The organism is Vibrio sp. 14G-20, assembly GCF_026241515.1.
Lineage (GTDB): Bacteria > Pseudomonadota > Gammaproteobacteria > Enterobacterales > Vibrionaceae > Vibrio.
Genome location: NZ_JAPHPW010000007.1, coordinates 165,318 through 180,161, shown reverse-complemented (window position 1 = coordinate 180,161; position 14,844 = coordinate 165,318). Strand labels below are relative to the sequence as shown.

The following is a 14,844-nucleotide window of genomic DNA, read 5'->3' as shown; positions in this document are numbered from 1 at the left end:
ATAAGGATTACTTGTCAAAAACTCCGAGTTTTTTGCTAAAAACTCGCTTTATTAACAAAACAAACACAAGGTCACATATGAAACTTTAATATAATATGCCGTTTTGTTTTTTTATTTAACAGAAATTTGCTTTTTGTATTGAGATGGTGACATGCCTTGAAGGCGAGAAAAGGTGTGAGTAAAGGAAGATTGACCGGAGAAACCAGCCAGTTCAGCGACCTGACCAAGGCTAAGATTCCCTTGTTCAATAAGGCGTCGAGAGCGGTCGATACGCTTACCTAAAACATATTGGTGTGGGGTAATGCCCATTTGATCTTTGAAGAGCATGTGGAACTGGCTTTCACCCAAGAACACACTGCCCGCCAATTGCGCCACAGAGATTTTGTTTGCTAAATGTTGCTCGATATAGCGATCCAACGCTTCTAGATCAAAACGAGAATCTTTAATCGAGGTTTCAAATGCCGAGATGTGTCTCTGTAGCAGCGCAACCACCGTGTCATTGCACGCGCGGCTCAATAACAAATCATCAGGGCTCGCCTGCATCTCTTGCACCAACATGTGAATAAGCTTTTGAATTTGTGCATCTAATTGGAAATAGATGTTGGATGATGCCAGTTGGTTTATCTTCTCTAACATCAAAGGGTCATCGTCGCTCGGCATTGGCATATTGAGCACCAAGATATCCGACTGACCGACGACTCCACCGAAAGCATGATCAGAGCTAGCGGTAACCACACAACCCTGTCCAGGCCCAACCAGATTGCCTTTACCACTGACTTCAAATTCCGCCTGACCTTTTAAACCTATCACCACCTGAGAATAGTGGTGTTCATGACAATCCATATGCGATGGCAGAGTAATGATCTCTGCGGGGCGAGGGCCAGTAAGGCCTAGCGGAGACAGGTCTAGATTTGGAAAAGGTAAAGGTTTTGGCATAACAGCAAAATATTCAGGTCGACATACTAAGAATAATACTCTGAAATCTTCATAAGATGAATTTGTAAATGATCATCAGAGCTATTTCCTACCTTAGAGGCATGATCATCGTTGCGACCCTCTTGATCATGCCTCCGGAAAGATGATCAAGAGTGTACAAACTACGGCCATTGTAAAACCAATCGTTCCGGTGAGTTTAGGGGGATTCATAAGCAGTCATCCGGAAATCTAACTGCGTCATGGGACCACCTTTCGGAACGGCCTCGCGAACTGAACGTTGCACCTTCAACCACAGCGAACTATCTAAGATTCCGAGTATTGCGAGAGCTATAAGCGTTCGATTACTTGCTCAAAGTTTTAAAATATTTACTCTAGGTTCTCAATTCTCACATCGAGCGGCGTTTATAGGGGAATTCCCCCCTTATGCATAAGCACTCCTAGGAGTAGATTCATCGACAGAGTAGTAAGTCACTCTGGGTATCTAACTGATGCCTCAGTTTAATTTGCACGACCCTCGTGAATTAAACTGAAAATCTTCTACATGTCGACAAGGCATATCTTGTCTTTGGCCAGCCCCTCTTCAGGCTGGCTTTTTTTTGTCTGATTATCACACTTTATGCCCATCGATTCTCCGTGATTGACACAGTTAATCAGCAGTCCGTTTAACTGTCAGTCACCCCTTATTTTTCGTATTCTAATTGCCATTGCAGCGCTATAAGAAACTGATATCATTGCCATACCTCAGCTTACGAGATAAAACCTTGCCAGACCCACTCAACTCCATACATCGTTCTTTATTTGAACAACTTCCAGGCTGCTGGGGCTGTAAAGATACTGACTCGGTCTTCGTGTACGCAAATCTAGCTTACAACCAGCTGATTGGCTTAAAACCGGGCGAGACATGTACTGGCTTGACCGATTTCGACATGCCAAGCCAAACCATCGAGTGCGCACAAGATTTCAGAGCTCAAGACAAGCATGTGATGGACACACGCAGCACGCTCAAGATCCTCGATATTCACCCCTACCCTGACGGCCGCTGGCACGCACATATCTTTACTAAAACCCCTTGGCTTGATGACGAAGACAAGGTGCAAGGTACGATTTTCTATGGCCAAGAACTGACAGACACGGCGATTTTAGAGGTAGGTCATTGGGTATGTCAGGCAACGTGCGCGAAAGACAATCAGGCATCGATTGCCGGATCAAAACCGCGAGTATCGAAACTGCAAAAGAAGCTGACAGCAAGAGAATCAGAAGTGTTGTTCTTACTGCTTTTCGGTAAGAAACCCCAGTACATTGCGTTGACGTTGAATATTTCAATCAAGACCGTCGAAGGACATGTCGCCAGATTGAAACAAAAGTTCGATGCACGCAGTAAAAGCCAATTGATTGAGTATGCGTTGGATTCAGGATTAGGCTCAGTGATCCCAGAAACTCTGCTCAAAAAACAGATCTCTGTTGTTCTGCACAGTGACTGATTTACTGTTCAACTGAAAATGCAGACAAAAAAATGCCGTTGATTTGATAAGTCTAATCAACGGCATTTTTGGATCTATTAAGCAGCTAAGCGATCAAGCAGTCTAAGGCGCTAGGCGATCAATATCCCAGCTGTTGTCTTGGCGAGAGAACAAGAAACGGTCGTGCAAGCGGTGTTCACCACCCTGCCAAAACTCAATGCTATCCACACGCACACGAAAGCCACCCCAGAAAGAAGGCACAGGAATCTCTCCTTTGGCAAACTTCTGTTTAAGCTCTAGATACTTACCTTCTAAGATACCACGAGCTGAGATGCGGCTACTCTGCTTACTTGCAATCGCGGCTAATTGACTCTCTTTTGGACGTGACGAGAAGTACTTCATATTTTCCATAGCCGTCAGCTTTTCAGCCGTGCCCGTAATATGAACTTGTCGCTCAAGTGGATGCCAAGGGAAGTGCAAACTGATTTTGCTGTTGTGCTCAAGTTGGTGCGCTTTACGGCTACCTAAGTTGGTGTAAAAAACGAAACCGTCTTTATCAACATTCTTCAGCAGAACAATGCGTTGGAATGGCTGACCATTTTCATCAACCGTAGCAACTGTCATGGCAGTAGGGTCCGTCAACTTCGCTTCAATGGCTTGCTCTAGCCATAGATTGAATTGCTCAATCGGGTCTGCGGCCAAGTCTTTACGTCTCAATCCACCCTTAGCGTATTCACGACGAATATCTGTCAGTTCCATTTGGTTGCTCCTTTCAATTTTTTTGTGATTTTGCGCTGTAATCCTTTGAAACACAAGTCTAAGCCATGGTTTTGTCTCACAGAAGGTGCTCTGTGTTAACAAGATCTCGGTACTCTATCCATCATATTGATAATCTTTATACAAACCGATGACAAGCTGAGATCCGAGTGACCAAAATACTGCCTAACCTAATGACGCCCTTTGTTTTATTCTCATTGTTATTGGGAGCTGCAGGGCTGACTGCAACCCACTTTATGGCAGTGCAATTCCAAGAAAAAATCGTCACTCAGCAACTCGATGAAGCGGCGAATAAAGCCAATCTACAAATCGATTCTGAATTGGACAAATTCAAACAGATCCCAGATTTACTCAGCCATGACCCGCGCTTGCTCTCTTATTTTGACTCATCACAACGAGCAGACAAGATTTCCGCTGCGCAGCTCAATCAATTGCTGTTTGAATGGTCGAATCAAAGCCAAGCCGACACCATCTATATTCACGACCCGAGCGGTACTGTAGTCGCTTCCAGTAATTACCAAAAGCCTCGTACCTTTGTAGGTGAGAACTTCTCGTTTCGTCCCTACTTTGCTTCTGCCATTCAAGGTAACAACACACAATATGTCGCGCTAGGCGCTCGCTCGAACGTACGAGGTTATTTTCTATCTTCACCTCTGTATATCGACAAGGAAATTGTTGGCGTTATCACCGTAAAAGTGAGTTTAGAGAACCTCGAAAACATCCTGACCAGCGACGACTTTGAGATCGTAGTACTCGACTCGAACCAAGTGGTCTTTCTATCAAGCCAAGCTCCATGGCTTTATCATTCATTGTTGCCATTAACGCAGCAACAACAAACGGATATCGCACTTCAACGCCAATACGGTCAAAGCGAAATTTCGATCATCGAAGCCTTTCGTTCTTTCAACTCTAAACAAGAGGTTAATAGCGCCGAGCATCCTAACGATATCCAACCAAATAGAGTGCAAAAGGAGCTCACAGCTAACCAATTATTTAAACTCGGGGCTTTCAATCTCTACCCAGCAACCGTCAGTAACAATCATTACCAAGTGGTCGCACTAAAAGAGACCAAAGCTGAGCTTATTAAAGTCTTGCAGATCGATGCCATCTTCGTTGTGATTTACAGCTTGGTGATGCTCATCGCTTGGTCGTGGCGCCAGACTTATCTCGCGAAAGTGGCGTTGACCCAGCTCAACCAAAACCTAGAGCAAACCGTTGATAAACGTACCCACTACTTGAAGCAATCCAATCAACAGCTGCAACAAACCCTTTTTCAATACCAAGAGTCGCAGTCCAAGTTGAAGCAGACAGAACAAGAGCTCACCCAAACTGCGAAACTAGCGGTACTCGGCGAGCTGTCAGCCAGCATTAACCACGAAATCAACCAACCGCTTGCTGCTCTTCGAACCTACAGTGAAAACAGCTTAAAGCTACTTGAAATGGAACGAACCGATTTGGTGAAAAGCAATCTGGAGAAAATGATTGGCCTCAATAACACTATTACCGACATCATCGCGCGTCTTAAAGTTTTCACTCGCAAGGTCACCAAGCAAGAACATCACGTGGCAAACCTGCATCAATCGATAAACAACGCGACCAGTATTCTGAGTGCAGTGATGATCAAGAAAGGCATCACGCTAAGGCTAAGCACAGTGCCAGACGACATCAACATTGCGATTCATCCAACCGAACTCGAGCAAGTATTGGTGAATCTGATTCACAACGCGACTCAGGCACTTCAGCAGCAAGCGCTTGAACAGAAAATCTTGCAGGAGCAACAAAATCTAGAAAACGTAGACCAACAGGCCAGCCCACAGATAGGCATCGAATGGCAACTGCATCATGACTCTTGTCAGTTGGTCATTTGGGATAACGGAATTGGCATGCCGGATGACAAACTAGAACAGCTGTTCGACCCATTTTTTACCACTAAACCAGAAGGCTTAGGGCTAGGGCTTTCAATATCGAAACGGATTATTGAAGCGTATCACGGCAAGATCAGAGCAACCCTGTTGGAGCCGACAGGCATGGTATTCTCGCTTAACATTCCGTTATACAAAGTTAACGACTAACGCATCGTTGTTATTGTTAACGAGAAAATGAATTTCACATTACTGCTAATCTCACATACTGCTAAGGAACCGGCTTTTGCACTCTATGCCCAAACTCTATTTTGTCGACGATGAACCCGCCATTCGAGACTCCGTAGAACAAGCCATGCTCATTGAAGGCATCGATATTATCTGCTTCCCTAATGCCGTTGAGGCGCTCAAACAGATAGACGTCGCACAAGCAGGTATCGTGATTACCGATATCCACATGCCAGTAATGGACGGTATTCAATTTACGCAAAAGTTGTTGGGCCAGAATCCCAACTTTCAAATCATCGTGCTGACTGGGCATGGTGATGTACAAACAGCGGTATCCGCGATGAAAGCCGGCGCCTACGATTTTCTGGAAAAACCATTTGTGGTCGATGCCCTACTCACTGCCGTAAAAAAAGCCGCAGATAAACTCGCACTGGTTGAAGAGAACAACCTACTGCGTAAAGAGTTGGCAATGCAGAATCAGGTTGGCCCAAAACTGATTGGGCAATCACCATCGATGCAGGCATTACGCCGAGAATTGATCACCCTAGATACCAAAACCAACCCACTTCTATTGTTTGTTGGTGATTTAGGGACGGGGAAAAGGGTCACAGCACAATACACCCATGATTTACACAGTCATCAAACCGCGGAGCTTTGCCCTGTCGCAGCGTTTAATTTGCCACGCAGTGACGAAGCGACATTCCATCAGTTTGTTTTGCAACTGTTCTTGAAGCATCAGGGTGGAACGATCTATATCCATGAAACAGAAGCGTTAACTTCGCAACAATGGCTATGGTTAGCCGCTCTAAAACCCATTCTACTTCGTGAAAACTCATGCAAGACCAATGCAACTTGTATCATTGTCGCAACTACAGTAGTTCCTACTACAATTACAGGTGAACTGCGCCGATTTAATTTATTACCCTTAGCGCAAAGAACAGAAGATATTGGCTCCTTGTTCAAACACTTTGCTCGCGGCGCAGCAAGTCGCTATCAGCTACCGCCGCCCGTTATTACAGAAAAAGAGATTCAACGACTCATTACAACGCATTGGACTGAGAACATTCGCCAGCTTCGCCAACATGCCGAACTCAGAGTGCTGACTCAAATTAAGCAACCGTCGCTCGACAGCGATACTAACGAGAAAAATGACGACAATGAACTCGATATGAGCATTGAAGAGCAGCAACAGTCGTTAAACCAGCGTACCGATAGCTTTGAACAAATTATCTTGATTGAGGCGCTACATCGACACCAAGGTCGTTTAAAAGAAGTACAACATGAGCTTCAGGTGTCGCGAAAAACGTTGTATGACAAACTCAGAAAGCACCAACTCGATAAAACGGATTTCAAGAATCGATGAGTCTTAAAAAATATATAAATTCAAAGATTTAAAGGAACAAAATCTTAACATTTATCAGAAGTAAGAATACACTCAATAGGCTTGCACTTTTATTTAGCGAACAAGGACTGTTATGAGTCAGAAAAATTTCAGCAAATTGAACGAGACCGAGCTTGAGTATGTCGATGATAAAACAGCGGCACTGCTCCTCAATACGCCCACCAGTGCGCGTATTATGTTGTGGGTGATCGTTCTGTTTTTTATTGCTGCTATTGCATGGTCTGCTTGGGCAGAGATCGACAAAGTTACCGTTGGCCAAGGCAAAGTGATCCCTTCCTCTCAGATCCAAGTGGTGCAAAACCTTGAGGGTGGCTTGGTGAAAGAGATCTTGGTGAAAGAAGGCCAACGCGTTCAAAAAGGCCAACAACTACTGTTAATCGATGACACTCGATTCCGTTCTGACTTCCGCGAACGTGAACAACAAGTCGCGAACTTAACCGCCAACGTGTTAATGCTTTCCGCTTCCCTGACCAGTGTCATCATCGACGAAGAATTCTCTGAAAAGGAGTGGAAGAAAAGTGTCACTCTCGATTATGGCAAGCTTGCCTTTCCACCTAAGTTCTATGAACTTCAACCTCAACTGGTTAATCGTCAAAAAGCAGAATATCGTCAAGATCTCAACAATCTGAGAAACCAACTTTCCGTTTTTGATCAACAAGTTGAACAGAAACAACAAGACCTAGTTGAGATTAAAGCGCGTGTTCGTAACCTAAAACAGAGTTACCAGTTTGCTCGCCAAGAACTGGATATCACCAAACCCCTCGCTGATGAAGGAGTGGTACCACGAATTGAATTACTTAAACTGCAAAGACAAGTGAACGACACTCGCCGAGAAATGACCTCAAGCGAGCTCAAAGTCCCCCTTCTACGTTCTGCCATCAAAGAATCTATGCTCAGTCGTATTGATGCCGCACTGAACTTCCGTTCCGAACAACAAGAAAAACTCAATCAAGCACAAGACAAGCTCTCTGCAATGACCGAATCGGCCGTTGGCCTTGAAGACCGAGTAAACCGTACCGTGGTGGTTTCTCCCGTAACCGGCACCGTTAAAACACTCGGCATTAATACTGTTGGTGGCGTTATCCAACCGGGTATGGACATCGTTGAGATTGTACCGACTGAAGACTCTCTATTGGTCGAAGCGAAAATCGCCCCGCAAGATATCGCTTTCCTACGCCCAGAATTGACTGCCATCGTTAAATTCAGTGCCTATGACTTCACTAAATACGGTGGTCTCGAAGGCGTGCTTGAGCACATCAGTGCCGATACCACTCAAGATGAAGAAGGCAACAGCTTCTACATCGTGCGTGTGCGTACCGAAAAGCACAATTTTGGACAGAACGAAGAGCTGCCGATCATTCCAGGTATGACGGCCTCTGTCGATATCATCACGGGCAAAAGAACCGTGCTTGAGTACATGTTGAAGCCACTATTAAGCGCTCAAAACAACGCACTAAAAGAGTAAGGACGTTTGATGTTTGATAACGCCTTTCAATACACAGAAAATAGACAAGAGCAGAGGCTATGAAGTCTCGGATTTCGCTATTGCTGCTGGTCCTCGCCTCTTTTACCTCTGGGGCGCTCAACAAGAGCGACCAACGGTGGATAGATGCGGTAACCAAAACCTACGGCGATAGAGCCGGAAAGCGCGTGGCAACGTGGCGCTCAAATATGACGTCATACGACGGATTAAGTGAAAAAGAGAAGCTCAGGTCGGTGAACCAGTTCTTCAACCAGATGTACTTTGTCGATGACAACATACTGTGGGGAAAGAATGACTACTGGGCAACACCACTGGAATTTTTAGGCAGCAACGCCGGTGATTGTGAAGACTTCACTATCGCAAAATACTTCTCTTTGCTTGAACTGGGCGTCCTAGATAAGAAATTACGATTAGTGTACGTAAAAGCACTTGAGTTAAACCAGTTCCACATGGTGTTGGCGTACTACTCAACACCGAGTGCAGATCCATTAATTTTGGACAACTTAAACCCTGAAATTAAACGCGGTTCCAAACGCCCAGATCTACGACCAATTTACAGTTTCAACGGTAAAAACCTTTGGTTGATCAAGTCAGCAGCAGGCAGCGGCAAGTTAGCAGGAAAATCTTCAAGATTGAGCTTATGGAACGACTTACGTTCACGTGAGCGCTCTCTAAAATTAAACAAACCCATTATCAATTACGATGAGTAGGTAAAATGACTTTATATAAACAGCTTGTGGTCGGGATGGTTGCAGTGTTCATACTGCTGATGACGTCAGTTTTTATGATCGAATTCAATACCACCCGTGGATACTTAGAGGAGCAGCAACGCTCTGAGGTAAGTAATACCATTAATACTGTTGGACTGGCTCTCGCCCCTTACCTAGAAGAAAAGGACAAGGTGGCAGTGGAGTCTGTTATCAACGCCCTGTTTGATGGCAGTTCTTACTCCGTCGTGCGATTAATATTTCTCGACAACGGTGAAGACATTCTCCGCTCATACCCTGTAAAACCAACTGGAGTACCAGAGTGGTTTACCAACCTAAACCTGTTCGAGCCTGTTCATGACCGCCGTGTAATCACCAGTGGCTGGATGCAACTGGCTGAAGTAGAGATCGTAAGTCACCCAGGTCCTGCCTACGATCAACTTTGGCAAGCATTCATCCGCTTACTGAGTATCTTTGGCACGATCTTCTTACTCGGTTTGGTGTCTATCTCTTGGATCCTTAAGCGCGCTTTACGTCCTCTCACGTTGATCATTACAAAGATGGATCAGATCGCCAAGAATCAGTTTGGCGAACCACTGGCTCGTCCAAAGACAAAAGATCTGACCTTAGTTGTCGATGGTATCAACCACATGTCGACTCAAGTTGAACTGGCATTTAAGAACCAAGCGAAAGAAGCTCAGAAGTTACGGGAAAGAGCGTATATCGACCCTGTATCTCAGCTAGGTAACCGTGCTTACTACATGTCTCAGTTAACTCAATGGTTAGAAGAGTCGAGCTTGGGTGGTTTAGCGGTACTTAAAGCCGAGTTTATTAGTGAAGAGTACGATGAAAAAGGCTACCAAGAAGGTGATGCCTTGGTTCATCAACTGGCTGAACAGCTACAAGCTTCAATCTCATCACCAGATATCACCATCGCTCGTATTTCTAGTGACGAGTTCGGTTTCATCATGCCAAACATTGATGAGAGCGAACTGAAACTTGTCGCAAGCAGCATCGTGAACTGTATTCAAAGCCTAGGTTCAGATCCAACAGGTATGGCGAACCCACACATTGCACTGGGTGTGACCTACAGCAACAAGCGTAAAACCAGTACCGAAATCATGTCGCTGGTGGATAACGCACTTTCAAGTGCTAAAGCGAACCGCGAGCTTGCTTACGGCTACGTAACCGCTGACGACCACGGTGCGGTAATGGGTAAGCAGCAATGGCGTATGTTGGTTGAAGAAGCGATCATCAACGACCTAGTCACCTTCCGTTTGCAAGCTGCAAACAACGCCTTCGGTAAAACATACCACCAAGAGGTGTTCTCTGCGATTGAGAAAGACGGTGTGCGTTACGGTGCTAACCAATACCTATACGCGCTAGAGCAGCTTGAAATGAGCCACATTCTCGACCAATACGTTATCGAGAAAATGATAGAAAAGCTTAATGCAAAAGAAGTAACCAGCCCTGTCGCTATCAATATTTCACCAAGCAGTATTTCTCAACCAAGCTTCATCCGTTGGATCGGTAAGACGCTTGAACAAAATGCTTCAATCGCTCATCAGTTGCACTTTGAGATTCCAGAAAACTGCTTCATCAACGTTCCACACTACACAGCACTCTTGTGTAACACTATTCGCAACGCTGAAGCGGTGTTTGGTGTCGATAACTATGGGCGTAACTTCCAATCGTTGGATTACATTAACGAATACCGTCCAAGTTATGTGAAGCTAGATTACCTATTCACACATAACCTTGATGACGAAAAACAGAAATTCACCTTAACGTCGATCTCTAGAACCGCTCACAACCTAGGCGTAACCACCATTGCGTCTCGAATAGAAACACAGACTCAGCTAGATATCCTGTCTGATAACTACGTAGAAGTGTTCCAAGGCTTCATTGTTGATAAATAGTTGTAAGGGTTATATCACATGCAAGATCCACTATTGAACTCACTGATCTACGTTAGCCGGTATTACGGGTTAGCTAACTCGCCCGAAGCGTTGATCAATGGGCTACCACTATCCGATGGCAAGCTAACCCCTTTCCTATTCCCTCGTTCCGCTGAACGAGCGGGATTAGTGGCGAAAGAAAACCGTTCCGACCTAGAAAGCATCCCTCATCTTATTCTGCCTGCGGTTTTACTGCTTAAACAAGGCGAGGCATGTGTTCTTAATAGTATAGATTTAGAAAAACAAGAAGCCGAGATCATCACTGCGGAAAGCGGAATGGTACCGATCGTCATTCCCGTCGATGAACTGAAAGAACAGTTTATTGGCCGCTACTTCTTGGTAAAGAAACAGTTCCGCTATGATGAACGTTCACCAGAGGTTCTAAAAACACGCAAAGGTCACTGGTTTTGGAGCACCATTTGGGAATCTAAAAACATTTACCGAGATGTGTTGATTGCCTCCATTCTGATCAACATATTCGCAATTGCCGCACCCATGTTCACTCGCTTGGTTTACGACAAAGTCGTCCCTAACCTTGCATTTGAAACCTTATGGGTATTGGCGAGTGGTATCTTTGTCGTCTTCCTCTTCGATCTGTTGTTAAAGCTGATGCGAAGCTACTTCATTGACGTTGCCGGTAAGAAATCCGATATTCTCATTTCCTCTAAGCTGTTCAGTAAAGTGCTAGGTATTCGTATGGAAGCAAAACCTGCTTCTGTCGGTGCTTTCGCTAAAAACTTGCAAGAGTTCGAATCCATTCGAGAATTCTTTACCTCTGCAACCATTGGCTCGCTGATCGACTTACCCTTCGCACTGATGTTCTTAGCGCTAATTTGGTTAATGGCCGGAAACCTTGTGTTCGTTCCCATTGCTGGCGTGGTTATTTTGATCATCTATGCGTTGCTAATCCAAGGCCCACTGCGCCGCACCATCGAAGAAGGCTCTCGTCTTGCTTCGCAGAAGTACGCAAACCTGATCGAGAGTTTAGCTGGCTTAGAGACCGTTAAGCTATTCAGCGCGCAAAGCCAATTCCAATTCCGTTGGGAAGAAGCCGTTGCTCACATGGCGAATTGGAATATCAAAAGCCGACGCATCACAGACAGCATCCAAAACACCGCAGGCTTTGTTCAGCAAAGTACTAACGTAGGTATGATCATTTTTGGTGTGTACCTAATAGCGGAAGGCGAACTTACGATGGGTGGCTTGATCGCTGCGACCATGTTGAGCGGTCGAGCGATTGGCCCGCTTGTACAACTGTCTTTGCTTTCGACTCGTTACAACCAAGCGAAGTCATCAATGACTTTGATTGAGCAAGTAATGTCGATGCCTGATGAACAAGAAGAAGGTAAACGCTACATCCACCGTCCGATTATTCAAGGTCATATCGCGCTAGATAAAGTCACGTTCCACTACCCTGATTCACCAGTGGCTTCTATCAGAGACTTAACCCTCAATATTAAACCTGGTGAAAAGGTGGCGATCATTGGCCGAATTGGTTCAGGTAAAACGACTCTAGAGCGCCTGATTATGGGCCTGTACAAGCCCACAGAAGGCCACGTACGCATTGATGACACCGATATGGAACAACTGCATCATGTCGACGTACGACGCAATATAGGCTGTGTGCCGCAAGACAGTAACCTGTTCTACGGTTCGGTAAGAGACAACATTACTTTAGGTCGCCCTTTGGTAGATGACCGTGACGTGATGGATGCAGCGAACCGTGCAGGCGTAACCGCGTTTACTCAGCAAGATCCGGCAGGTTTAGAACGCCAAGTGGGTGAAGGTGGTGCTTTGCTGTCTGGTGGTCAACGCCAGTCAATTGCCATTGCAAGAGCCTTCTTAGGACGCCCGCCAGTATTGTTGATGGATGAACCGACCAGCGCTATGGATAACCGTTCAGAGATGCACATCAAGCACCAACTTAATCAATTGCTACCAAGCGAGACGTTAATTCTGATTACACACAAAACGTCGATGTTGGACATTGTCGATCGAGTGATCGTAATGGAGAAAGGCTGCATCATTGCCGACGGTCCTAAAGCACAGGTTCTTTCAGACCTTAAACAAGGCCGAGTAAGAGCGGTTAGCTAGAGCGCGCAAGCCACCTAAATAAGTCATTATCAGTAGAAAGTAAAAGGGGAGCATCAGCTCCCCTTTTTTATACTCTTGCAAAGCGACAAAAGAGGAACAAAGTCGCTGAACATTTTCTTATTTTTTTGCAGCTAAGTTGAGTAAAATACCAGGCTATCCATAAATAAAGGACTATTGGTGTCTAATCTCAACCTGCTTAGGTATTACCAGCGACTCATCCCTATTGGTGTCGGTAGCGAAATAAAGACCACAGTTCAAGAAGTGGCTGATTTGTTGTGCACATCACCTCGACATGCCCGTAATCTTTTATCGCAAATGCAGGAGCGAGTATGGTTGACTTGGCAGCCCAAAGCCGGTCGAAATCAACGCTCAACTCTAATATTGAACATAGAACTAAGCACCCTAAAAGAAAGCCTAGCGCTAGAACGAATCCAACAAGGTAAATATGAGAAAGCATTAGCCATTCTCGATGAAGATGAAGCGATATTTGGCCGCCTATTGAAAACAACCTCAGGGACGTCTGTTCAAGAAGGCCGAGTTAATATTCAACTGACATACAAGCGAATGTTTGAGCGCATTGTCCCCCACCAATTACACCGTTGTAGTGAGCGTTTCTTTTTGCGTCAGGTTTATTGCTGCTTGGTATCCAGTCATGACAATGGCGTTGTCAGGCCTGAGCTCGCTCATCACTGGCGTTATGACGAAGATAGATGTCAATGGACGTTCCACCTTCGTCCTGGCCTCACATTCCACAACGGTGAACCAATAGACGCAGATACGATTGTGAGTCTCTTTGCCAAGCTCAGCGCCCTTCACTATTATCAAAAAGAGTTAGCGCACGTCACCAATATCGTGGCGCCACATCCCTTAAAGATTGTATTTACATTGAGCAAACCTGATCAAGGGTTCGCTGGGCTTATTTCAGGCGTCAAATACGGTATTCAACCAGCGAGCCAAGTGAATGTTGCAAACAACAATTCGGTGATTGGAAGTGGGCCATTCTCGGTGGTCGAGCACGATAAAAATAAACTAAAGCTGCAAGCGTTCGATGGCTACTATTCGTGTCGTGTGTTAGTCGATTTAGTCACGATTTGGATCGTCAATGATGAGAAGATGGAGAACCCATCGCTATCAAGAAATTCACCTATCCAAGTATCTGAAACCACGAGCGGTATTGAGGTTTCAATACAAACACCTAATGCCTCTCACTCGAGTCAACACAGTCGAACTGAAGACGGCTGCTTATTCGCTCTATTCAACCAGCATACGAAACATCCATTAACACGCGCCCAACGTCGTTACATTACAGAGCTAATTCACCCCCAGCGACTGCTCGAACTGTTTCGTAAAGAGAAAACGTATTATGGCAGCGTACTAGCCAACAACTTATTACCCATTTGGAGCCCCGTATTACGCCCGTTTGGTGAAGTCAGCGTGTTACCAAAAACCATCACCATCGCAGGTTACAACTACACAGCATTGCGTCGATGCGCTCGCGCTATTTCTTCTGTACTTATCGATCACGGCTGTAAGGTTGAAATAGTAATGTATTCCTATAGAGAGTTGAGTGAAAAAGCAGAGAACGGCACGCTCAATGAAACACTTATCTTAACGAATACCAATTTGGATGATAACCGTCATGCTTCAGCGTTTTCTAATTTCTACAGCAATAACGTTTTGTACCATACTTTGGGAGAGGTAAATGCAAGATGGCTTGATGAACAATTGGAAAACGTACGAGCATTCACTCCACTTGAAGATTATCTAACAGCACTAGAACCAATCGCTTCAACACTAATCAGTGAATATTGGATTGCTCCTATGTTCCATCACACTCAAACATTACGTTTTCAGGGTGTCTTAGAAGACGTTGCGCTCACTAATTGGGGATGGCCAAATATTCGCTCGGTGTGGTCTTCTGATTAATGAGGTATCGT

General features: G+C 45.1%; 10 protein-coding genes. 8 read left to right on the top strand and 2 right to left on the bottom strand.

What is annotated here, in order from left to right:
• Positions 1–111: 111 nt before the first annotated feature.
• Positions 112–936, bottom strand: coding sequence for a helix-turn-helix domain-containing protein (locus OQJ75_RS08715; RefSeq protein ID WP_102434497.1), 825 nt, complete (start codon positions 934–936; stop codon positions 112–114).
• Between the two features lie 698 nt (positions 937–1,634).
• Between OQJ75_RS08715 and OQJ75_RS08710 the strand changes: the two genes are divergently transcribed.
• A complete protein-coding gene (locus tag OQJ75_RS08710) occupies positions 1,635–2,417 on the top strand; it encodes a helix-turn-helix transcriptional regulator (protein ID WP_265972380.1) in 783 nt (260 codons plus the stop codon).
• A gap of 102 nt (positions 2,418–2,519) precedes the next feature.
• On the opposite strand, the gene pdxH is transcribed toward OQJ75_RS08710, so the two are convergent.
• Positions 2,520–3,155, bottom strand: coding sequence for a pyridoxamine 5'-phosphate oxidase (pdxH, locus tag OQJ75_RS08705; protein WP_017061203.1), 636 nt, complete (start codon positions 3,153–3,155; stop codon positions 2,520–2,522).
• Between the two features lie 167 nt (positions 3,156–3,322).
• Between pdxH and OQJ75_RS08700 the strand changes: the two genes are divergently transcribed.
• The 7 genes from OQJ75_RS08700 to OQJ75_RS08670 all read left to right on the top strand — a co-directional run bounded on the left by OQJ75_RS08700 (position 3,323) and on the right by OQJ75_RS08670 (position 14,833).
• Positions 3,323–5,245 (top strand): sensor histidine kinase, encoded by a 1,923-nt coding sequence (locus OQJ75_RS08700; RefSeq protein ID WP_265972384.1) that lies wholly within the window; start codon positions 3,323–3,325, stop codon positions 5,243–5,245.
• 85 nt (positions 5,246–5,330) lie between these two features.
• The gene (locus tag OQJ75_RS08695) at positions 5,331–6,626 is read left to right on the top strand and encodes a sigma-54-dependent transcriptional regulator (RefSeq protein ID WP_265972601.1); all 1,296 of its coding nucleotides are present in this window, start codon (positions 5,331–5,333) and stop codon (positions 6,624–6,626) included.
• 112 nt (positions 6,627–6,738) lie between these two features.
• Complete coding sequence (locus tag OQJ75_RS08690; RefSeq protein ID WP_248399015.1) at positions 6,739–8,130, top strand: HlyD family type I secretion periplasmic adaptor subunit; 1,392 nt, start codon at positions 6,739–6,741, stop codon at positions 8,128–8,130.
• A 59-nt stretch (positions 8,131–8,189) separates the two neighbouring features.
• Positions 8,190–8,858, top strand: coding sequence for a transglutaminase-like cysteine peptidase (locus tag OQJ75_RS08685; RefSeq protein ID WP_265972386.1), 669 nt, complete (start codon positions 8,190–8,192; stop codon positions 8,856–8,858).
• Between the two features lie 5 nt (positions 8,859–8,863).
• The gene (locus tag OQJ75_RS08680) at positions 8,864–10,774 is read left to right on the top strand and encodes a LapD/MoxY N-terminal periplasmic domain-containing protein (RefSeq protein ID WP_265972388.1); all 1,911 of its coding nucleotides are present in this window, start codon (positions 8,864–8,866) and stop codon (positions 10,772–10,774) included.
• A gap of 18 nt (positions 10,775–10,792) precedes the next feature.
• Positions 10,793–12,907 (top strand): type I secretion system permease/ATPase, encoded by a 2,115-nt coding sequence (locus OQJ75_RS08675; RefSeq protein ID WP_265972390.1) that lies wholly within the window; start codon positions 10,793–10,795, stop codon positions 12,905–12,907.
• A 177-nt stretch (positions 12,908–13,084) separates the two neighbouring features.
• On the top strand, positions 13,085–14,833 hold the full coding sequence (locus OQJ75_RS08670; RefSeq protein ID WP_265972391.1) for an SgrR family transcriptional regulator: 1,749 nt from the start codon (positions 13,085–13,087) through the stop codon (positions 14,831–14,833).
• Positions 14,834–14,844: the final 11 nt, after the last annotated feature.